Raw genomic sequence first — 22,143 nt, forward strand, 5'->3', positions numbered from 1 at the left:
TTTTGCAACTAATGTAATTTCAAGTTCCTAAAGCTTAAAAATTATGGAAAATTTCCCAGAAAATCTAAGTCTAAATAATCCTATTGTCACGATTTTAGATGACGAAGATGATGGAAACTTAGCTCCTAATGATATCTCCCTGCGAGAGGCAATTGTCCATAGCCAAGATGGAAGTAAAGTTAGCTTCGACAACAGCCTGAAGAATAAGACTATTTTGTTGACTCGTGGCGAACTAAGTATTGATAAAAATCTAACTATTCAAGGTTTTGATAATGGTCAAGTGACAATAAATGGCAATAATAAAAGTCGAGTTTTTGATATTAATAATAATCTCGATAAATTTGCAGATGTCACTATAGATAATTTAACTATTACTGGTGGTAATGCTGGCAATCAAAATGGTGGTGGTATCTTAAACACGGAAAAGTTAACTATCAATAACAGTATTATTACCGATAATTCTACAAATGGAGTTGGCGGTGGTATATCCAGTGATTTGGGATATACAGACGATAAAAATTCTGCAACAGTAATTAACAACAGCGTTATTAGTAATAATTCGGCAGGAGAAGGTGCTGGTATTTACCATGACGCAGGTATTACAGTTAATGACTATCCTTTCTCTCTATTTTTAAATGCCACTAGTGTTACTAGCAAATCCACTGATGGCTCTGGGGGTGGAATTGACAACAATTATGGTCGAATAAAGATTGATGATAGTACTATCGATCAAAATACGGCAGTAGGCAGAGGCGGTGGTATTATCTCCAGCAGTAAAGTCGAAGCAGTTGACAGTACCATTAGCAATAATCGAGCAGATTCTGGAGGAGGCATCAATATTGCTGGATTTGATGGCGGTGGCATCTTGATCGACAGCACTATTAGTGGCAATACTGCCAAGACATTTGGTGGTGGTATTTTATTTGGTTCTACCTATGGTTCTCAAAGTGTTACCAACAGCACCATTACTAATAATTCCGCTCCAGAGGGTGGGGGAATACAGCAAGGTAACGAAGGTAGGATAAATATCACCAGCAGCATCATTGCAGGTAACGTTGACAACAATGATGCAAATGGTGCAGGTATTATCTCTGGAGGTAATAACTTAATTGGCAATGGAAATGGTGCGCCAGATTTTGTCAATCTATTTAATGACGATCTCGTCGGTACTGCTAATAAGCCAATAGATCCTCAACTAGGTGAGTTAAAAGATAATGGTGGAGCTACTTTTACTCATGCTCTGTTGCCTGAAAGTATAGCGATTAATACAGGTAGCAACCCTGAAAAATTAACTACCGATCAACGAGGGAAAGGGTTTGAGCGCGTTCTGTTTGATGCTACGGATATTGGTGCTTTTGAAGCGGATACCGACTCGATTTACGATCTGCCATTTCTGCCACCAGAGCCAACATCAAGAATAGTAACGACTCTAAATGATGAAGATGATGGTGATTTGAGTGCCGATGATATTTCCCTACGAGAAGCAATTCTAGAGAGCAATTCTGGAGATAGTATTACTTTCGATCCTAGTCTTAGTGGTGGAAAGATTACTCTGACTCTAGGAGAGTTAACTGTAGACAAAAGCTTAAGCATTCTTGGTTTGGGTGCAGATAAGTTAACCATAGATGCAGATAATAAAAGTCGGGTATTTAATGTTGATAATGGTTCTGATACTCGTCTTGATGTGGCGATCGCCAAACTAACTATTACTGGCGGAAATGCTGCTGAAGAAGGAGGTGGAGGGATTAATAATCAGGAAAATCTGACAGTTAATCAATCAATTATTAGAGGTAATTCAGCTAAGAGTGGGGGTGGTGTATCGACGAACAAATTTGCCACAACAACTGTTAATAATTCCACTATTAGCGAAAATTTAGCTGAGTTTGGCGGTGGTGTGTACAATTCTGACTCTAATACTACTATCAATAACTCTACGATTAGCAACAACAATTCGACGGAATATGGAGGCGGTGGTATTTTTGACTCAACTTATGAGGGTGGCTCAACCATAGTTAATAATAGTACGATTAGTGGTAATACTGCTCAGGGTCAAGGTGGTGGTATTGATGCTAATGCTTTTTTTCGTTTAGAAGTTAATAATAGTACGATCACTGATAATACTGCTAAGAATAGCCTTAATGTTGCTGGAGGTAATGGTAGTGGAGTCTATTCTTTTAGTGGAGTCAGTACTTTTACTAGCAGTATTATTGCTGGCAATGCCAAAAATGATGATTTTGCAGGCGATGGCAAAAGTGGTGGTAATAACTTTATTGGTAAGGTCAATAGTACAGTTTTCGTTAACGGCATTAAGCAAGATATTGTCGGCACTAATAAAGCTCCTATCGATCCTCAACTAGGTGAGTTGCAAGACAATGGCGGTTTGACTTTTACTCACGCTCTACTTCCCGACTCCCCAGCAATTAATACAGGTAGTAACACAAACAAACTAACTACCGATCAACGGGGAAAAGGTTTTGAGCGAACTTTGTTTGATGCTACGGATATTGGTGCTTTTGAAGCGGATACCGATTCAATTTATGCTCCTTTAGTTCTACCACCAGACCCCACTGTAACCATTTTAGATGACGAAGACGATCGCAATCTAAGTGCAGATGATATCTCGTTGCGAGAGGCAATTTTATACAGTGATAGTGGCGATACAATTACCTTTGACCCTAATCTTAAAGGTGGGACTATTACTCTTGAATTAGGACAATTAATCATTGACAAAGACCTAACCATTAAAGGCTTGGGAGCAAATAATTTAACTATTGATGCCAATAATAATAGTCGCGTTTTAAAGATCGATGATGCCATAGAAGACTCAAATTACGATGAAGTAGATGACTCAATTATGAATGTTACTCTTGATGGCTTAACTATTACGGGAGGTTCTGCCAAAGACTCTACCCCAGACTTTCATGACCGACTTGGAGGAGGAATCTATAATCGGGAAAATTTAGTAATAACCAACAGCATCATTGCTAAAAATGTCTCTAAAGGTGGTGGTGGGGGAATTTATAATCAAGGTACTATCAAAATTAATTCTAGTACTATTGCCGATAATTCTGCCGAGTCATATTATCAGAATAATGCTGATGGTGGTGGTATTTTGAACTCTGACGAAGCTGATGATGGTTCTATAACTATGAAAATCAGCAATAGTACCATTTCTGCTAACACGGCTCAAGGTAATGGTGGGGGCATTTCTAATAGCGGGAGTTATCATGACAATTCTAGTCAAACCATAATTAGTAATAGCACCATCTCTGGTAATACGACTCAAGGCAATGGTGGCGGTGTTGATAGTTTTGCTCGCCATACCAAAATACAAAACAGCACTATTTTCAATAATTCTGGATCTTTAGGTAGTGGTGTTTATCACAAAGAAGCAGATGAGCCTAATTTAAATGGTTCTACTACCTTAGAAAGTACTATTGTTGCAGGAAATGTTGGCGATCGCGATATTGATGATAAAAGTATAGTAATCAGCGATGGTCATAACCTGATTGGCAATGGGGATAAGACTGATTTTGCTGATGGTGTCAACGGCGATCTGGTCGGTACATTAGCTAACCCTCTAGAGCCAAAACTAGGAGAGTTACGGGATAATGGCGGTCTAACTTTTACTCATGCTTTACTTCCTGACTCCCCAGCAATTAATGTAGGTAGCAACCCCAACAAACTAACCACCGATCAGCGACGATTGAAACGATCTATTCAGCAAACCGATATCGGTGCTTATGAAGTCCAATCAGAACCAATAAATTCCCCGATTAATACAATTATCAATGGTGAGGCTGGTAACGATACTCTAAAGGGTAGTGCTGGTGACGATATTATTAGCGGTGATGAGGGTAGGGATATTCTTAACGGTGAGGCTGGTAATGACACTCTCAAAGGTGGTCAACAGTTTGATCGCCTCAATGGTGGCAAGGGAAATGACGTTTTGATAGGTGGTGGTGATATTGATGTTTTAACTGGGGACGCGGGACAGGATCTGTTTTATTTAGAGAATATAAAAGGAGGTCTGGAATGGATTCGTGATTTTGAACTTAATCAAGATCGCCTTGGTTTGGCTGATGATATTACCTACGATGAACTGGAAATTACTGGTAGAGTTAATAGCTTTATTAGTTATCAAGGAGAATTGGCGGTAGTGCTAGGTGTTAGTCCAAGCCAACTGACCATCGACCAGTTTCAAGAGATATAGACTAAAAAGCTTATTGTGATTAGACTTACTAAATAATACTAAAGAGCGATCGCTCTTTTCTTTTCTGAATCTAGCAAGCAAACTCAAGTTAAAATAAGCCGTAAAGCTATTTTTTTTGCTCTTAGGTAATTACCAATGAATCCTGCTCTATCTCAATTTGGTTCGCAGATGTCTCAACTAACAGGAGTTAGAGCCATCATGAAAGACATTATTGAAACCTTGAGCAATAGTGCTGGCAGAGAATTCATCAATCTCAGTGCAGGTAATCCTGTAATTTTGCCTGAAGTTGAACAGCTATGGCGCGACTGCACACAAGAATTGTTGGATAGTGATGAATACGGCGAAGTGGTTTGTCGTTATGGTTCATCTCAAGGCTATGCACCTTTGATAGAGGCTGTAATTAACGATTTTAACGCTCGTTATGATTTGAACTTGAGCGATCGCAATATTCTGATTACAGGTGGTTCTCAGGCTCTATATCTCTATGCTGCTAATGCTTTTGGTGGCTATACTGCATCAGGAGAACTGAAACAGGTTGTTTTACCTCTTAGTCCCGACTATACAGGCTATGGTGGCGTTAGTTTAACCCCAGAGGCATTACTGGCATATAAACCCACTTTAGAAATCGACGAAGACAAACATCGGTTTAAATATCGCCCTGATTTTAGCCAACTGCAAATAAATGAGCAAACTGGCTGTGTAATTTTTTCTCGTCCCTGCAACCCGACAGGAAATGTAATCAGCGATGAAGAAGTAGCTAAAATAGCTGCCTTGGCTGCCAAGCAAGATGTTCCTGTATTTATCGACTCTGCTTACGCACCGCCTTTTCCAGCATTAAACTTTACAGAGATGACTCCCCAGTTTGGCGAGAATATTATTCACTGTATGAGCTTATCCAAAGCAGGATTACCAGGGGAGAGAATTGGTATTGCTATTGGCGATCCTCAACTGATTCAAATATTAGAATCTTTTCAAACAAATGCCTGTATACATTCTTCCCGCTATGGACAGGCGATCGCCGCTAGAGCGATCGCCTCTGGTAAACTAGCTAATATTGCCACAAATGTTATTCGTCCCCACTATCAGCGCAAAATCAAAGTTTTAGCCAATACTCTCGATGCAGCTATGCCACAAGACATTCCTTGGTATCTCCATCAGGGGGAAGGAGCAATTTTTGCCTGGCTATGGCTTAAGGATTTGCCGATGACAGACTGGGAATTTTATCAACAATTAAAAGCGGTGGGAGTGATTGCTGTACCTGGAAGTAGCTTTTTTCCTGGCTTAAAAGAAGATTGGCAACATAAACAGCAGTGTTTACGCATTAGCTTGACTGCAACCGAAACCGAAATAGCCGAAGCAATGCAGCGTTTAGCCAAAGTTGCCAGAAATGTTTATCAAACAACAACAGTTTAAATTAAGTATCAATAATGAACAATCCCGAATTAACCATCAACCAAGAAGAATGGTTAGAAGTAGGAACTATCACCTCGCCTCAAGGTTTAAAAGGAGAATTACGAGTATATCCAGACTCCGATTTTCCTGAACGTTTTACTAAAGCAGGTACTCGTTGGCTCAAACATCCTCAGACTTCGGCAATTACAGAAGTCCAGTTGCGAGGAGGCAGATACATTGCGGGCAAAAACCTGTATGTAATTAAATTAGAGGGAATAGAAGATCGTAGCCAAGCTGATGAACTACGTGACTATAAACTGCTGGTGGATAAAAGCGATCGCCCAAAACTAAAAACAGATGAGTATCATGTTGCTGATTTAGTAGGCTTAGAAGTCTATCACCAAGAAACAGGGGAAAATATAGGAGTAGTTGTCGAGCTATATACAGCAGGGAATGATTTATTAGAAATCAGGCTGCACCAACAGCCAGATATAGAAGCTAAAAGCGATCGGGATTTGTCTGAGATTAGCCGACGCAGCAAACGCAAAAAATACAGACCAAAATCGTCAAAACCTTTTACTGTTTTTGTTCCCTTTGTCAAAGAAATAGTTCCCGTAGTCGATATTGCTAATCAACGTTTAGAAATAACTCCTCCGAATGGCTTGTTAAATATCCATGAATAAGTTTAGGCTAATTGGGGCTAAACAATTCTTCTAAATTATACATAGGGCAGATATTTTGTCTACTCCAATCTTGAGGAATATCGCGATCGCAATTCGGCAGTACAGTTAGTTAAGGTGCAGCCAGGGAATCGTTCATCCTATGGTTATGATTTTGTACCTGTAGATTAACTTTATTCAATTTCTTTCGCCTATTTATTATTCTATATAAAGAGAAGCATTAGTGATGACTATCGCTCCTCAATTTCAGACGAACTGGCTTAATTCAGAAGAGTTGCTTCTTTGGGTGAAAGTTCGATTAACCTCGCACTAGATTCCCAAAGTTCGGATGCTTTCTTCTCATCGTAGGATTCAGCAGAAGATTGAATTTCCTCCAGTCCATCAAAATATTTACCTGTAACCTGATTCAGTGAGGAATCGAGAATAAGTCTGGCAAGAGCGCTGCCCATTGCTTTAGAGTCTCTAGCATTCTCCATAACAGACTGTGAAGTGGTTGTAATTAAAGCAGAGAGTTCTGCTTCGCTATAGTCTCTAGCCAACTTTGTGTCGAGCATTAAACCTGGGTTGAAAGCATTCACCGTAATATTTGACTGTTGCTTTTGCAAGCGACGTGAAAGCTCGTAAGTACAGAGAATGTTGCAGAGTTTAGAAGTGGTATAGCGTCCTCGCCCCGTGTTCCCAATATCTGTGTCATTGTCATTATTGTCAGGGAATGCAAGAAGTTTCGCATCTTGGTATTGCGGGTTTGGCATTCCCGTGTTTGCGTCTGGATTATGTACGTCGCTGCTGACGAATACAATACGAGAGCGATCGCTCATCTGTGGCAAAAGCAGATTGACGAGTAGAAAGTGTCCTAGATGGTTCACACCAAATGTCATCTCAAACCCATCTTCTGTGTAGCGCGTGTCTGAAACGATTTGAATTCCTGCATTACAAACGATCGCCTGTAAAGGGGGTCGTTCTCCAGTTATGAAATCCTGTGCGAACTGACGCACTGATGCCAGCGATGCCAAATCGAGAGCCATTCCCTCAATATTTGAGTATTCAGTTTCAGCCATTAAGGTACGAACAGCTTCTTCAACTCTGGACAGATTGTGACTAGCGATGATGATGTGCCAGTCTTGCCCAGATCTGGCGATCGCTTCAGCGCAGTAATAGCCTAAACCACTGGTTGAGCCTGTAATGATAACAGTTTTGCTTGCTTGGGTTGGATCTTGCATAGTGTCTAGCCTGTAAATTTAAGAACTATGTCAAACTTAAAGTATGGAGTATACTCCAATGTCAAGTACCAATTCTAAACTTCCTAACCTCAGTGTTTTATGTTGATTAGCGAACTCTCCCAGAAAACAGGATTCTCGAAAGATACAATTCGTTTCTACGAGAAGTCTGGACTCCTCAACTCAAACAACAAGCGTGCCGAAAATAACTATCGTCACTACGATAATGAAGCTGTGTCGCGTTTAGAGTTTATCAAGCATGGAAAAGCTTTTGGATTTACGCTCAGGGAATTAAAGCAATTGATGGATGAGTGGGACAGGCTTTCAATCGAAGATAGAGCGCGGATTACTCGCAACAAAATTGCCGAAATGGATGAGAAGATTATTCAACTTCAAGAGTTTAGGTGCCATCTTGTCGATAAGCTAAAGTGGTTGGAAAGCAAAGGCTAAGAAATAGTTAGTAGATATAGTTGACTTTGAGAAAGGGCGATCGCAATTTGGCAGTACAGTTAGTTAAGGTGCAGCCTGGAAATCGCTCATCCTATGGTTATGATTTTGTACCTGTAGACTAACTAGGCACTTTCAAGCTTTGTCGCCGTCGCCTCAAATGCAGCTAAATAATTTCGCTCAACATCAGGTAAATTATGTAACATCCCATTCCAAGTAGTATGGCTTTGTAATGCTTTAACTACTTCTGGCAGAGGTTCGGCAAATATATGGTGGCAGTCGATTTCTTCAGGAAAATTAATTCCAAAGGCTAATTGTTCCTGGGGTGGTGTGAATTGAGCATTTACTCCTATTTTGTTACCCCGTGCATCTAAGCGATACCAGCTATATTCAGGCAGATAAACAGCATTAAACCCATGTAAGGAATAGGGCGTACCATCATCAAAAACGCTCAGTCTTTGATAACAGAAGCCTGTGGGAATAGAGTTAGCCCTCAGCAATGCAGCCAACAGATGACTCTTAGCATAGCAATAGCCAGTTTTATACTTTAATACCTCTGATGCCTTACAGGTTAGAGGGTTCATTTTGTAGTCACTACTATGATAAATATTATCTCGAACCCATTCAAAACAGCTTTTAGCAGTTGTATTTGTATTTGATGTTGCCAATTGTCGGGCTAATTGTAAAACATTGGGTTGCTGCCAATCTATTATGATTGTTGAAGTTAAGTATTCTTGCATTTCAAAAAGTAAAATTTACAGATAAAAAATTTGGCAGAATATTGCTAATTTTATTGACTATTATCCTTGATCAATTACAAATAGATACAATAAGGCAATACAATCATGGGCATAGTAAATTGAGAAGAAGATTTGATTATCGAGAATATTGATTTAGAACCATGAACTTGTCACCCATTTGGGGTTGCCTTACCATTTTTATTGTCTGTCCTTTATTGGGTGGAATTCCTTTGATCGACTGGATTACATATGCAATAACTGGTCGTCAGCTAAGAAAACTGGGAACTGGTAATATTTCAGTATCAGCAGCTTTTTATCATGGCGGTAAACTAGCAGGAATCTTGGCTGTACTCTCCGAAGCAGCAAAAGGAATTATTGCGGTATTGTTAGCCAGAATTTTTTTTCCAGTTGGTTCAGTGTGGGAGATTGTGGCGATAATTGCTTTAGTGATGGGGCGTTACTGGATCGGCAAGAGCGCGGGAACAACTAATGCAGTCTGGGGAATTGTGGCACACGACCCAATTGCTGCGGGGCTAACATGGTTGATTAGTTTAGTTAGCTTTACCATAATTCGCGATCGCACTACGGGTAAATATGGTGCGTTAGTTTTACTGGTGGTAATTATTGGCTTACGTAATCCAGATCACCTAGAATATGCGGTTGCTACTTTCGCTTTGGCTAGTTTACTGGCTTGGATTTATCAAAACATACCAGATGACCTCGATTTGACCGACAATACCACACAAGCTAGCACTAATAAAATGTTTCGTTTTTTTCAGGGAGACACCAGTATTATTAATCTCAATAGCCGATTGAATGCCAATCAAGTAGGTGCAAAAGCAGCTAATCTTTCCTGGCTTAAAAGAAAAGGATATCCAGTAGTAGAAGGCTGGATATTGCGCCCAGGAGATAATCTAGAAGCCTTGATAGCTGCCCTTGAACCATCGCCCCAATCTCCTTTAATCGTGCGTTCTTCAGCGGTGGGGGAAGACTCGGCAACCGCTTCGGCTGCGGGACAGTATTTAAGTATTTTAGATGTTACTAGTAAAGAAAAACTACGTTCGGCTATAATTAGCTGTCAAACTTCTTATTCCCATAGCAATGCTGTCGAGTATCGTCGCCATAATCGACAATCAAACGAGTCAATAGCGGTTTTAATTCAAAAGCAGATTGAAGGAATATATAGCGGGGTGGCTTTTAGTCGCGATCCTGTAGAGCGGCTAAATGATACCGTAGCAGTAGAAGCTCTACCTGGTAAAGCAACCAAAATTGTTTCAGGCAGGTTTACTCCCCAAAGATATCGAGTAGCAATTCCTGACGCTTCTTTGAGCGATGCAACTATAAGCGTAACCGCAGAAAATGCTCAGGATGATCAGATAGTTATTCCCGCAGATATTATTGAATCAGCAGCACTTCTGGCAAGAGAAATGGAAGACCTTTTTGAAGGCATTCCCCAAGATCTTGAATGGACTTACGACGGTAATAAGCTATGGCTGTTACAGGTGCGTCCAATTACCACCCTCCAGCCGATTTGGACAAGACGAATCGCCGCCGAAGTTATTCCTGGCAAGATTCGCCCGCTTACTTGGTCAATCAACCAACCCCTAACCTGTGGCGTGTGGGGGAAACTGTTTACGATTGTTTTAGGCGATCGCGCTAGAGATTTAAACTTTGAAGAGACTGCAACTCTGCATTTTGCCAGTGCCTATTTTAATGTAACCCTATTAGGAACTATCTTTCGTCGCATGGGTTTACCTCCAGAAAGTTTAGAATTTCTCACCAGAGGCGCAGCATTCACCAAGCCGCCCTTGATAACTACAATCAAGAATCTGTCTGGGCTGTGGCGATTATTTAAGCGAGAGTGGAGTTTAGGTAAAAGCTTTGAAGGCGATCGCCTTAAGTTTGAACCGATTTTATCCGTGATGGTCGAACAATCAGCCAATGAGTTATCTCCAGCCGAACTTATTGACCGAATCAACACTATTTTAGGGTTACTGGATAAAGTTACCTATTACAACATTCTTGCACCTTTGAGTTTGGCAATACGTCAAGCAATTTTTAAAGTAAATGAAGCCGAATTAGATCATAGTCAAACACCAGAAGTCAGAGCCGTCAAAACTTTGGCAGAGGTTGCTACCCAAACTCGCAAATTGTTAACCGCAGAAAAAATTACTTTTGACTCTAGCGCGTCTCTTTTTGCCCATATTGCTGAAAATCCAGAGGGAACAAGCATTATAGAGCGATTTAATCTTTGGCTCTCGGAATATGGCTATCTTAGTGAAGTAGCGACAGATATCGCCGTCCCTCGTTGGCGAGATAAGCCCAGTATTCCCAGGCAAATGTTTACGCGATTTTTCTTTGATGCTCAAGGAGCAAAACAGGCTCAATCATCAGTGATTCTTCAGCAGTCTTGGAAAGCTAAGTTAATCCAAAAAAGATTAGATCTTAAAGCCGTAGTTGGCGAGACATATAACAGGCTGTTGGCAAATCTACGCTGGAGCTTTTTAGCACTAGAGCAGCAGTGGTTAGATCGAGGTTTGATTGACAATTCAGGAGATATATTTTTACTCAAGCTGGAAGAGATTGTTTCTTTAGTTGAACAAGATGCTCCGACAATTGGGCAGTTATCTCAGTTAATTAAACAGAGAAAACAACAGTGGCAGCAAGACAAAAAATTAACTTCCATGCCCAAGCTTATCTATGGTAAGCCTGAAGCCTCAGCTTTAATTACACCAGCAGTATCTAATTCTCAACGAAAGTTTCAGGGAATAGGTACTGGTGTTGGTCAGGTAGAAGGAGTAATTAAAATTGTATACAGTCTTGAGCAAATGACCAAGATTGACAGCCAGACTATTTTGGTTGTTCCCTATACTGATGCTGGTTGGTCGCCAATTTTAGCCCGTGCAGGGGGACTAATTTCAGAAGTTGGTGGTCGTTTATCTCATGGGGCAATTGTTGCTAGGGAATACAAGATTCCAGCGGTGATGGATCTTACTAATGCTACTAATTTACTTCAGGACGGTCAGAGGGTAAGAATAAATGGTCAGACAGGAATTGTGGAAATTTTGGATTAGATTTGTTTTTGCTCGCCTTGGAAATAATTTTCAAACTTCATAAAAACTTAATTTTTGGATAAGCTAATATTGCTTTATCTTCAGACATTATTACCAATTCATGATGTAAGGCTTGAGAAATTATTAGGCGGTCGAATGGGTCGCGATGCAATAAAGGAAGATTGATTAATTGAGCAATACTATCTTCTTCAACAGTCAATATTTTAATTAGGTGTTTTCTTCTTTCCATTGGCAAATAAGTTTCTGGAGAACTCGGAAAATCGAGCTTGCCTATCTAATATTTGATTACACATTCCCAGATAGAGACGACGCTTAAAAATTTCTGATTGCTGGGGTTTTGAATTATTTGACGATGTTTGTCTGATAATCGTTTACTGTCATCAATAAGCCAAAGAAAAATATGGGTATCTAACAGTATTCTCATTGAGGATTATTGAATAAATCTAGAATTTCATCTGGTAAAGGATCGTTGAAGTCATCAGGAACAATAAATTTTCCTTTAGCTAAACCAATTGGTAGCAGTTTTTTCTGTTGTCGATAATATTCAACTACTCTGTCAATATCTTCATTGGTTATGGGAATCTGATTTAATTTAAACTATTTATCTATTAAATTGGTTTGTCTCATTTCTATTATTTCTTTATTTCTTTTGATAATAAAAGGGTTATTTTCTATTTCATATCTAATTCTTTTGGCAGTAGGTAATAATGATGCTAGATACGCGAAAACAAATAACATTGCTCCCAAACCTATTATTAATATTAAAAGAGCGATTTTTAGCTTAATAGACATTTAAAAATATATAAAAACGAACAAAAATAAAGAAAAAATCACAAAAAAACAAAAATATAATGCGATCTAAAATACATAAAACCACTTTTCGTACCGATATGACTCTCTAATTTTTAAAATGTCGTTATTGTCTATTTCTAAGAATGTAACAGCTCTTTTAAAATCAGAATACATAAGCCTACCTTTGGCAAGTTTGTAGTATTGTATTGCTTGTTCGTGCAAATAAATATTATTTAGCTTAATTCCTGTTATTTTTGATAAGCTATTAAATTTAGCTTATTTCGTAATATTATTTTTGCATTTTCTGAAATATTTTCATCAGCGAGCAATTCTTTTAATCTCAAAAAGTCTCGTTTATTGAATTCATCCGTAAAATCGTAGATAATATTAGCTCGTGATAAAGTCCAAATACAAAAAGGAAAAAATGAAAATAAAATAATAGTTTTTGGGTCTAAATTTTCTTGTATCAAATTGCTAATATGGCTTATAATTTCTTGCATAATATTTTTTTCGATACATTTAGTTTAAGGAGAGTGCAACAATAAATTATTATTAAGTCGTATAGATCGTTTGATTATTCTCTTTGTGTTAATTATAAACCTGCTGATATGTATGCCTTGCTTATAGTAATTTTTACCCTTTTTTCGACTTTTTCCCGTCTCTCTGTTTAATCATTAAATAAACCGCAGGAACACAATAGAAAGCGAATATGGAAGAACCACTTACAATATCTGCGATCGCAATAGCCAAAGATCGCCAGAAAAGACCTCCGTTAACTAACAGGGGAATAAAGCCCGCGATGGTAGTCACGGTAGTGGTAACAACATGACGAGTAGCCTTGACTACTACGTTTTCAACCGTAGAGAGACCGCCTTCTCTGATTGATTGATTTAATAACCTGAAGACAATTCACAGTAAGCGTGTTTTTGAATTATATTTAGAATTAACAATTACTTTTTTATATGCTTGCTCTGATTATTGTCGTCGCCATAGTTATACTTGGTTCGGCTATTTGTTCGGGAACGGAAACGGCACTACTAACCATTTCCCCCATTAAAGTTAGACAACTGGCTCAAACTAAGAAGCCCGCAGCCTTAGCCTTGGCAAGCATTCGTCTCAAGATAAATCGACCGATCGCCACAGTTGTAATTCTCAACAATATTTTTAATATCGTCGGCAGTATTTTTATTGGTAATCTGACTACTAAGGTTCTGGGGGATGCTTGGTTAGGTATTTTTTCAGGGGTTTTAACTTTTTTGATTATAGTTTTTGGCGAAATCGCACCTAAAACAATCTGTCAACGCTACGCTGAACCAATTTGTTTATTTGTGGCAATTCCTGTTAAATATTTAACGGTAATTTTTACCCCCATAGTTTTGTTAGTAGAATACGCTACTACACCATTTACCCAGGGAAAAATTCTTCCTACTACCGATGAAGCAGAAATTAAATTTTTGACTAATATTGGCTATCAAGAAGGAGTAATTGAAGACGACGAAGCGGAGATGATTCAAAGGGTATTTCAGCTAAACGACCTTAATGCCTCAGATTTGATGACTCCCCGAATTATTATTACTTACCTAAAAGGCGAGCAAACTTTGGATGAATCCCAGCAAGATATTATTAAATCTCAGCATACTCGCATCTTAGTCATTGATGACACGATTGATAATGTCACAGGCTTGGTGCTAAAAGACGAATTATTAACCGCTATGATTACAGGAAATAGCGATCGCCTTATTAATACCCTCAAGCGTCCTGTTCATTTTGTCCCCGAAACTAATCGCGCCGACAAACTTCTCAAAGTATTCCAGGAAAATCGCGAACACTTGGCGGTGGTATTAGACGAATATGGTGGTGTGGCAGGAGTAGTTACCCTAGAAGATGTTTTAGAAGTTCTCACAGGAGAAATTGTCGATGAAACCGATCGCAATGTAGACTTACAGGAAATTGCCCGTAAAAAGCGTTTGCGCCTTCTTCGGTCTAGAGGAATCAATAATGAAAATGAATAGTTATTGTTTAAAAATCACAATCAAAACGTCTGACGTGAATTGAAAAAGGAAGCTCGGTGAGGTTTCCGCACCTTGAGCAAGCCTTCCTTGTTTGTCTGGGCGTTGATTGTGCCTATCCCAAATACTCAGCAATTTGTTGAACTTTTAATCCCTTCGCCTTCTGGCGTAATGCTATTGCCCTTTGTTTGGTGCGTCGAGGTATTGTTTGTACTACTTCAAACTCTTGTAATGTTTGATTTTCCTCTTTCGTTAAAATTACTTTGAATGCTGTTGGCATTCTTTAATATGATGCGGTTTTGGCGACCTTTTTATTTTATGCTTTTTTAGGTGGAGCTACTTATTGCCATTGACCGCTTTGCTTTACCTGCCTGCTTCTGCTTAAACCGAACTCACGTTAAGTAGGTAGGCGTAAATAATTGTTAGACTCGAAAAACAAAATCTAGTTTTAATTCGTTATTCTGCCTTATTACTTATTCGAACCATTTTTCAACTAATTTGACATATCTACTTATATAATGCGATCGCTTGAGCTATTTTATCAAACATATTTGTTACGTCCTGTCCTGTCTTTGCCGAAGTTATATAGGTGGCAATTACTTGTTCAGAATCAAAATTGTATGCTTCACTAAGTTTGTTTAGCTTTTCTTGGGCGACTAAATCAGCCTTGTTTAAACTTATTACTATTGTGCTTTTTGGTTTTAATAAAGTTATTTGGCTGTTGATTAAATAAGCGAGTCAATCTTTGAACTTCACCATTGACTAAATTAGGACTGGGAGCAATCTTCAGTTCGATAACCAAGTTATCGAACTGAAGATTATTTAGACTAGCAATTTTTTGTGTAATTGCCCCTGCTTGATTTTTGAGATATTCGCTAGGAACTCTGCCACTAATTGTTAGTATTCCTTGATTTACATAGGGTTCTAAGCGATAAATAGATAGTTCTGGTGCAGCATCTAGTTTTGCTGCTGTTATTTGTTCAATATTGTGAGCTACATTGCTACGGTAGCTGATAATTCCCCAAGGAATCAGAACTAAACCCAGAATAAATGCTATTAGCCACAACAACGTCGACGGAGAAGACTTAAGTTTAGACGGCTGGGGATCTTCTTGGTAGATTAGCTTTTCTAATGCGACTCTAATTTGCGGAGGATTGGTTGTCATGTCTCCCTGATAATTGGCGATCGCCCTACCATGCTTGAGTACGATTTCCCCTAAAAACCGTCGAATTCTGACTCGGAATTCTTTTGTCGGTTCTCCCTTAACCACTACAGCTAGATAATAATAGCCAGCTACCTCAATGGGAATCTGCCAATCACCATAATCGATTGCGTCTAATTCTGAACCAGAGGTAATGTAGCTCTACCATCAAAGGAATTAGAGTGTTTACTAAATAAACAACATCTAACTCTTTAGCAACAGGCTTGATGGCTTCATCAAGCCTGTTGCTTCTTAAGATGATGGTAGATCTGGTTCTGAATCAGATGTTGATTGCTGTTGAGGTTCTACAGTTTGTCGGAGAAATCCTTGATATTAAACGGCTTCTTGGAGAGTAAGATTTTCTATTTCGCTTTCTACATCTATATCTCCTACCTCTGCCGTTTCTGCTTGGGGTAAGCCATTTGCTGATGACTTTTCATCCAATAAGAGATCAAGTAGATTGTCGAACGGCTCAAGCTCTAGTTTTATTGCTTGAGAATTATTATCTTGGGGAGGTAAATTTTCAGGTGAAGAATTCATAAGCAGTTCTACAGTATCTGAAGCTTAGAATCATCTCTAAGCTTCAGATACTGTAGAGAATAAAATTAAAGAGATGACATCACAGATCATTATTTGTAGGGGCGAACAGCGGTTCGCCCTTACGAGATATCAGGAGTAAATACCATTTAATTTGGAGAATATAAATATTTTTTAGCCTGTTTAAATTAATAATTTCGGTTTAGCTTGATAGATTTTAAAAATAGTTAATTATCTATTCTTCTGCCCTCATATCTCCTTCAACTAATCAATAATATCTTTATTTATTAAAGTAATATTGGTTATCTTGGTAATTTCTAGAGAATCGCTTATTTATCAGCTAAATTATTTGTATAGTAGTATTTCAACATGGCGATCGCCTTAATTATAAGACTATATAAATTGATTAGTAGGTAAAATCTCTAATAACTCATAAAATAGGGATATAATTTATAGGAAAGCTTTATCTAAACTTTGTTTTATGAGCAACACCAATCCTGTAACCAACGCCTTTTTTTTTGGCAGAGCTTTAGCCGAAGTCTTTAGCGAAAAGATGGAAGAATCGTTTACCAACGCCATGAGCGATCTAGGCAAGTTTGATGCTGAACAAAGAGAAAATGTAAGACAATTTATGGAGGAAGTCCAGTTAAGAGCCGAACAAGCAGTAGGTAGCACCTATTATCCAAATAGCACTACTACTACGACTACTAGCCGTCCTAACACTGTCTCCAACTCGGTCAATATTGATATCAATACTACCAATTCAAGCGATCTACAGGCAATGCTCGATCAGTTAAGAGCCGAAATTGCTACTTTAAGATCGGAGTTAAAAAAATATCGTGACTAATTAAATGGCGCTCGACTAAATTTTCTATTCTTGTAGGTAGCTTGACGCTTTGGTTTTAATCGACCAGATTCTCAAGCAAATAGTAGAGTATTTTCGTACTCACGCTGTTTTTTTGGCAATAAGTCGCTACTATTTAGATTAGTTAATCTTAATTTAATCAAACAACATCACAGTTAAACTTCTGTAAAAATTTAGTGTCTTCTGCTATTCCCGATCAAAAACCAATAGATGACCGGTCTAACCAGTCTGATTCAGCCAAAACCGTCGAAGAAGTTGGAGCAGCAGCCCCTCATAGTCAAAAAGCAGGAGTGATGGTAGCTGCTAAGTCCTACCGTTGGAATCGTGCCAAATATTCACGCAATCGTCGGCGGCTCGATATCTGGCGTTTTGTGTTTACGTTTCTATTTAGAAATTGGTGGGACAAGCGCAAGTGGACTTATTCAGGGGGAATGACCCCAGAGAAACAGGCTCTGAGACGAAGAGAGCAAGCTGTTTGGATTCGAGAAAACTTTCTAGAGTTGGGACCTACCTTTATTAAAGTTGGTCAACTGTTCTCTACCCGTGGGGATTTGTTTCCCATAGAGTATGTTGAAGAACTTTCTAAGCTGCAAGATAGAGTTCCTGCCTTTCCCTACGAGCAGGTTGAAGAGACTATCAAATCAGATTTTGGCAAGTCAATAAATCAGTTATTCTCTAGCTTTGAGCCTACTCCCTTGGCAGCAGCAAGTTTAGGGCAGGTACACAAAGCTAAACTTCACAGTGGCGAAGAGGTAGTAGTCAAGGTTCAACGACCTGGTTTAAAGCAGCTATTTACCGTAGATTTAGTAATTTTGCGCCAAATTGCTCGTTACTTTCAAAATCACCGTGAATGGGGTCAAAATCGAGATTGGCTAGGAATTTACGAAGAATGCTGTCGCATTTTGTGGGAAGAAACTGATTACCTCCATGAAGGACGGAACGCAGATACTTTTCGCCGTAATTTTCGAGCAGAGAACTGGGTGCGTGTTCCCCGTGTCTACTGGAAATACGCTTCTCCCAAAGTATTGACCTTAGAATATATGCCAGGAATAAAAATCAGCCACTATGAAGCCATTGAAGCTGCTGGTTTAGACCGCAAATTATTAGCTAGATTGGGAGCAAAAGCATATCTTCAGCAGATTTTGAACGGAGGGTTTTTTCATGCAGATCCTCACCCAGGTAACATTGCTGTAGCTACAGACGGGTCTTTAATCTTCTATGATTTTGGCATGATGGGGCAAATTGAAAGTAACATCCGCGAAGGTTTGATGGATACTTTAGTAGGTATTGCCCAGAAAAACAGCAAAATGGTAGTCAACTCTCTGATTAATTTGGGAGCTTTAGTTCCTACAGGAGATATGACTTCGGTACGGCGTTCAATTCAGTTTATGCTGGATAATTTTATGGACAAACCTTTTGAGGAACAGTCCGTAGATGCGATTAGCGAAGATCTGTATGACATAGCCTATGGTCAACCATTCCGTTTTCCCGCAACGTTTACCTTTGTGATGCGGGCTTTTTCTACCTTAGAAGGAGTAGGCAAAGGTTTAGACCCTGAATTTAATTTCATGGAAGTAGCTCAACCATACGCAATGAAGCTTATGACTAATACAAGTTCCAACGGCAGCACTATTTTTGATGAATTAGGTAGACAAGCGGCACAGGTAGGCACAACTGCCCTGGGGCTACCCAGACGAATCGACGATACAATAGATAAATTAGAAAGAGGGGATTTACGGGTTCGTGTTCGTTCAATTGAATCAGAGCGAGTCATACGCCGATTGAGTGCAGTTCAGCTAGCTACGAACTATACTGTGTTATTTAGTGCTTTACTTATTTGTGCTACTCTCCTTTTAGTTGGTAGCTACGAGACAATAGCAGCGATCGCTGCTATCATTGCTTTAGTCCCTGGTTGGGCATTATTGCGGTTGCTAAGGCGTCTCGATCGCATTGACCGTATGTTCTAAACGAAGATATTATGTTTCAATCACCAAGCGCGGTATTGACTACATCTTTGGTTTTTATCAGTTTATTGACTAATCTTTTATGAAGCGTCACTTTATAGGTCTTACGGATACAGGGGTTGTAAGAACAGCCAACCAAGATAATTACTTTGTTGACGATGAATTGGGGCGTTTTTTCATTGTTGCCGACGGTATGGGAGGACACGCTGGGGGACAAGAAGCCAGTAGAATTGCCACAGAGGTAATTCACTCTTACCTAGCAGAAAATTGGGATGCTCCTCTCTCTTCAGAGGCATTGCTCAAAGAAGCGGTAGAAAAAGCTAATTTCAGCATCATTGAAGACCAGCAGACTCATCCCGAACGTCGCGATATGGGAACGACAGTAGTAGTGCTAATTTTCCGCGCAGATAAGCCTTGGTGCGCTCATGTAGGAGATTCCCGTTTGTATCGCCTCAGAAGTTCTCAACTAGAGCAAATTACAGAAGATCATACCTGGGTGGGTATGGCTCTGAAAAAAGGTGAAATCAATGCTGAACAGGCGAAATTTCATCCCTGGAGACACGTTTTATCTCAATGTTTGGGTCGTGAAGATCTTCAACATATTGATATTCAAGAATTTGAAATTAAGCCTGGAGATCGATTATTAATTTGTAGCGATGGCTTGACAGAAGAAGTAAGCGACGAACAAATTCAAACTTCGTTAGCTAATTTAAAATCTTGCCAGACAACTGCTCAGGATTTGATTGATACTGCTAAGACCGCAGGAGGCTCTGATAATATTACCGTAGTTATTGTCAATCAAGAATGAAGCTATATTTGTATATTTATTTATAATTAATGCTCTCAGAAATAAAAAATATCGCTCAAGATTTTGCGCCACGACTAATTGAAATTCGTCGTCATATTCATTCTCATCCCGAATTAAGCGGAGAAGAATATCAAACCTCGGCCTATGTTGCCGGGGTGTTGTCCTCTTGTGGTTTAAACGTGCAGGAATCTGTGGGTAAAACTGGAGTTGTGGGGGAGCTAATCGGTTCAGGAAGCGATCGCCGTACTTTGGCAATTCGTACCGATATGGATGCTCTGCCGATTCAAGAGCATCCCAAATTTGATTTTGCTTCTCGCAAACAAGGAATTATGCACGCCTGCGGACACGATGTTCATTCTACCTTGGGCTTAGGTACAGCCATGGTCTTATCCCAGCTAGTCGATAAGTTGCCTGGCAATGTGCGCTTTTTGTTTCAACCTGCCGAAGAAATCGCCCAAGGTGCAAAATGGATGGTCAAAGACGGAGCAATTGAGGGAGTAAATGCAATTTATGGGGTTCATGTATTTCCCTCAATTCCCGTTCGTCAGGTAGGGATTCGTTATGGAGCGTTAACTTCGGCTGCGGATGAATTAGAAATAGTCATTCTAGGAGAGTCGGGACATGGCGCGCGTCCTCATCAGGCGATCGATGCTATTTGGATTGCTGCTCAGGTCATCACTACTCTGCAACAGGCAATCAGTCGGACACAAAACCCACTACATCCGATTGTGCTGTCTATTGGTCAAATAGAAGGGGGTAGAGGGCATAACATAATTGCCGATCGCGTGAGAATGGTCGGCACAGTGCGATCGCTTCATGCCGATAGCCACGCTAACTTACCTCAGTGGATTGAAAACATTGTTCGAGGAGTCTGTCAAACTTTTGGTGCAAAGTGTCAAGTAGATTACCGCAGAGGAGTTCCTTCGGTATACAATGACCAAACTTTGACTCAGATAGTTGAATCAGCCACTCGTGAAGCCTGGGGTGATGCAAGCGTCAAAATTTTGCCTGAGCCTTCTTTGGGAGCGGAAGATTTTTCTGTGTATCTAGATCGAGTTCCTGGATGTATGTTCCGTCTAGGAGTAGGAAATGAAAATGATGGGGTAACCAACTATCCTCTCCATCATCCTAAATTTGAAGTGGATGAAGCGGCAATCATCACAGGAGTGGTAACTATGGCTTACACTGCTTATAAATATTGGCAACATTGAGAGAAAATCAGGGTAAACTAGGGCGATCGCAATCCCGTAGTTAGAAATATTTTTTTTACCTAAAACTTTAATTTTTTGCCCCCCAAAAAGACGATACCTGATTTACTCTTGCTGATAGTCTTATTTCGTTCAAACCCAAGTTCTGTTCCGCGCCCAATAGATTAAGTTATAGTGTCACAAAGTCTCTTAAATTTTTCCGATATCCTGACACTTTTATTGACATCTTATGCCAAATTGTCAGCAAAACAAGACTTTTTTGGGGCATCTTATGTTGTCAGATAGGTTAAGTGACATATATATATCTTTAACCCATCACAACTAATCTCATTCGTAATTTTCGGTACTTAAACTTACCCTTTATTTTTAATAATTGTGACTTCAATTATTTTGTTTATCTGATCTTTGGAAATTGATAGATAACCACATAGCTTTTGTAATATATGTTCTTCTTCTTCAGAAACTTCACCATCAGAAAGTATTAAATCAGTTGCTACAGCAAAAACAGTTTCATGCAAATATTCTGGAAGACACTGAACAGCAACATTTAGTAATGTATCTGCACCTCTAGTTTGAATAATTTTTGCCAATTTATCAATCATTCTGGAAACATGATCATTTGGATAACTTTGAAATAATTTCATTCTGTATAAAGTTGACATCAAGCTTTGCGTTTCTTCTCTAGCTAGATAACCATCAGCAGCAATAGTAGCCAACATAATTCCTGCAAAAGATTCAGCTGGACTCAAATCAGTAGTTTTACCTGTTCTGACATTAGAAAAATTATCAAACAAACTCATAATAAACCTCTGAGAAATTTTGTGGTTTTCTCTTTTATATTTCCCAATTTTTCGCAATCGAACATCATTTTGCGTTTTAACGGAAAAAACTTTTATAAATAAACGTAGATAAATTGATTGCCTAACCGCAAAGCTAAATAATTTCTGACTAAAACTTTCTACTTGTTATTCAGATACAGAAATACTAGTGCTAACA

Annotated in this window: 21 protein-coding genes; 10 read left to right on the forward strand and 11 right to left on the reverse strand. The window is 39.2% G+C overall.

Annotated elements, in window-relative coordinates; translation table 11 throughout:
- Nucleotides 1-43 precede the first annotated feature (43 nt).
- The 3 genes from SLP02_RS06865 (at nt 44) to rimM (ending at nt 6,288) form a co-directional block, all read left to right on the forward strand.
- Nucleotides 44-4,213, forward strand: coding sequence for a choice-of-anchor Q domain-containing protein (locus SLP02_RS06865; RefSeq protein ID WP_319419914.1), 4,170 nt, complete (start codon nt 44-46; stop codon nt 4,211-4,213).
- Between the two features lie 135 nt (nt 4,214-4,348).
- Nucleotides 4,349-5,626: a valine--pyruvate transaminase gene (locus SLP02_RS06870; RefSeq protein WP_319419915.1), complete on the forward strand. Its 1,278-nt coding sequence runs from the start codon at nt 4,349-4,351 to the stop codon at nt 5,624-5,626.
- Nucleotides 5,627-5,640: 14 nt separating this feature from the next.
- Nucleotides 5,641-6,288 (forward strand): ribosome maturation factor RimM, encoded by a 648-nt coding sequence (gene rimM / locus SLP02_RS06875; protein ID WP_319419916.1) that lies wholly within the window; start codon nt 5,641-5,643, stop codon nt 6,286-6,288.
- Between the two features lie 257 nt (nt 6,289-6,545).
- Here rimM and SLP02_RS06880 read toward each other — a convergent pair whose 3' ends face one another.
- On the reverse strand, nt 6,546-7,505 hold the full coding sequence (locus SLP02_RS06880; protein ID WP_319419917.1) for an SDR family NAD(P)-dependent oxidoreductase: 960 nt from the start codon (nt 7,503-7,505) through the stop codon (nt 6,546-6,548).
- 99 nt (nt 7,506-7,604) lie between these two features.
- On the opposite strand from SLP02_RS06880, the gene SLP02_RS06885 reads away from it, so the two are divergent.
- Complete coding sequence (locus tag SLP02_RS06885) at nt 7,605-7,952, forward strand: MerR family transcriptional regulator (protein WP_319419918.1); 348 nt, start codon at nt 7,605-7,607, stop codon at nt 7,950-7,952.
- A gap of 122 nt (nt 7,953-8,074) precedes the next feature.
- Here the strand turns inward: SLP02_RS06885 and SLP02_RS06890 are convergent, their stop codons facing one another.
- Entirely contained in the window at nt 8,075-8,689 is a 615-nt protein-coding gene (locus tag SLP02_RS06890; protein ID WP_319419919.1) for a transglutaminase-like domain-containing protein, read from the reverse strand.
- A 161-nt stretch (nt 8,690-8,850) separates the two neighbouring features.
- Here SLP02_RS06890 and SLP02_RS06895 point away from each other — a divergent pair, with 161 nt between their 5' ends.
- Nucleotides 8,851-11,763, forward strand: coding sequence for a glycerol-3-phosphate acyltransferase (locus SLP02_RS06895; RefSeq protein WP_319419920.1), 2,913 nt, complete (start codon nt 8,851-8,853; stop codon nt 11,761-11,763).
- A 37-nt stretch (nt 11,764-11,800) separates the two neighbouring features.
- On the opposite strand, the gene SLP02_RS06900 is transcribed toward SLP02_RS06895, so the two are convergent.
- The 4 genes from SLP02_RS06900 to SLP02_RS06915 form a co-directional block, all read right to left on the reverse strand.
- Nucleotides 11,801-11,992, reverse strand: coding sequence for a PIN domain-containing protein (locus SLP02_RS06900; RefSeq protein WP_319419921.1), 192 nt, complete (start codon nt 11,990-11,992; stop codon nt 11,801-11,803).
- A 45-nt stretch (nt 11,993-12,037) separates the two neighbouring features.
- Nucleotides 12,038-12,187: a type II toxin-antitoxin system VapC family toxin gene (locus SLP02_RS06905; RefSeq protein ID WP_319419922.1), complete on the reverse strand. Its 150-nt coding sequence runs from the start codon at nt 12,185-12,187 to the stop codon at nt 12,038-12,040.
- A 173-nt stretch (nt 12,188-12,360) separates the two neighbouring features.
- On the reverse strand, nt 12,361-12,555 hold the full coding sequence (locus tag SLP02_RS06910; RefSeq protein ID WP_319419923.1) for a hypothetical protein: 195 nt from the start codon (nt 12,553-12,555) through the stop codon (nt 12,361-12,363).
- A 248-nt stretch (nt 12,556-12,803) separates the two neighbouring features.
- Nucleotides 12,804-13,055 carry a hypothetical protein gene (locus tag SLP02_RS06915; RefSeq protein ID WP_319419924.1) on the reverse strand — a complete coding sequence of 84 codons (252 nt, stop codon included), beginning with the start codon at nt 13,053-13,055 and terminating at the stop codon, nt 12,804-12,806.
- A 462-nt stretch (nt 13,056-13,517) separates the two neighbouring features.
- Between SLP02_RS06915 and SLP02_RS06920 the strand changes: the two genes are divergently transcribed.
- On the forward strand, nt 13,518-14,567 hold the full coding sequence (locus SLP02_RS06920; protein ID WP_319419925.1) for a hemolysin family protein: 1,050 nt from the start codon (nt 13,518-13,520) through the stop codon (nt 14,565-14,567).
- Nucleotides 14,568-14,679: 112 nt separating this feature from the next.
- Here the strand turns inward: SLP02_RS06920 and SLP02_RS06925 are convergent, their stop codons facing one another.
- From SLP02_RS06925 to SLP02_RS06935, 4 genes are all read right to left on the reverse strand, one after another.
- Nucleotides 14,680-14,844, reverse strand: a complete 165-nt coding sequence (locus tag SLP02_RS06925; RefSeq protein WP_319419926.1) for a hypothetical protein — start codon at nt 14,842-14,844, stop codon at nt 14,680-14,682.
- A gap of 227 nt (nt 14,845-15,071) precedes the next feature.
- Nucleotides 15,072-15,290, reverse strand: a complete 219-nt coding sequence (locus tag SLP02_RS26540; protein WP_413467339.1) for a Rab family GTPase — start codon at nt 15,288-15,290, stop codon at nt 15,072-15,074.
- Nucleotides 15,226-15,834, reverse strand: coding sequence for a BON domain-containing protein (locus tag SLP02_RS06930; RefSeq protein WP_319419927.1), 609 nt, complete (start codon nt 15,832-15,834; stop codon nt 15,226-15,228). Before SLP02_RS06930 ends, SLP02_RS26540 begins: the two co-directional genes overlap by 65 nt.
- 264 nt (nt 15,835-16,098) lie before the next feature.
- Nucleotides 16,099-16,305, reverse strand: coding sequence for a hypothetical protein (locus SLP02_RS06935; protein ID WP_319419928.1), 207 nt, complete (start codon nt 16,303-16,305; stop codon nt 16,099-16,101).
- Nucleotides 16,306-16,783: 478 nt separating this feature from the next.
- Here SLP02_RS06935 and SLP02_RS06940 point away from each other — a divergent pair, with 478 nt between their 5' ends.
- From SLP02_RS06940 to SLP02_RS06955, 4 genes are all read left to right on the forward strand, one after another.
- On the forward strand, nt 16,784-17,149 hold the full coding sequence (locus tag SLP02_RS06940) for a DUF6825 family protein (protein ID WP_319419929.1): 366 nt from the start codon (nt 16,784-16,786) through the stop codon (nt 17,147-17,149).
- A gap of 311 nt (nt 17,150-17,460) precedes the next feature.
- On the forward strand, nt 17,461-19,134 hold the full coding sequence (locus SLP02_RS06945) for an ABC1 kinase family protein (protein WP_413467340.1): 1,674 nt from the start codon (nt 17,461-17,463) through the stop codon (nt 19,132-19,134).
- Between the two features lie 79 nt (nt 19,135-19,213).
- Nucleotides 19,214-19,939 (forward strand): Stp1/IreP family PP2C-type Ser/Thr phosphatase, encoded by a 726-nt coding sequence (locus SLP02_RS06950; RefSeq protein WP_319419931.1) that lies wholly within the window; start codon nt 19,214-19,216, stop codon nt 19,937-19,939.
- Nucleotides 19,940-19,968: 29 nt separating this feature from the next.
- Nucleotides 19,969-21,150: a M20 family metallopeptidase gene (locus tag SLP02_RS06955; RefSeq protein WP_319419932.1), complete on the forward strand. Its 1,182-nt coding sequence runs from the start codon at nt 19,969-19,971 to the stop codon at nt 21,148-21,150.
- 350 nt (nt 21,151-21,500) lie between these two features.
- Here SLP02_RS06955 and SLP02_RS06960 read toward each other — a convergent pair whose 3' ends face one another.
- Complete coding sequence (locus SLP02_RS06960; RefSeq protein WP_319419933.1) at nt 21,501-21,947, reverse strand: tellurite resistance TerB family protein; 447 nt, start codon at nt 21,945-21,947, stop codon at nt 21,501-21,503.
- Nucleotides 21,948-22,143: the final 196 nt, after the last annotated feature.

It is taken from the genome of Pleurocapsa sp. FMAR1 (assembly GCF_963665995.1).
Taxonomy (GTDB): domain Bacteria; phylum Cyanobacteriota; class Cyanobacteriia; order Cyanobacteriales; family Xenococcaceae; genus Waterburya.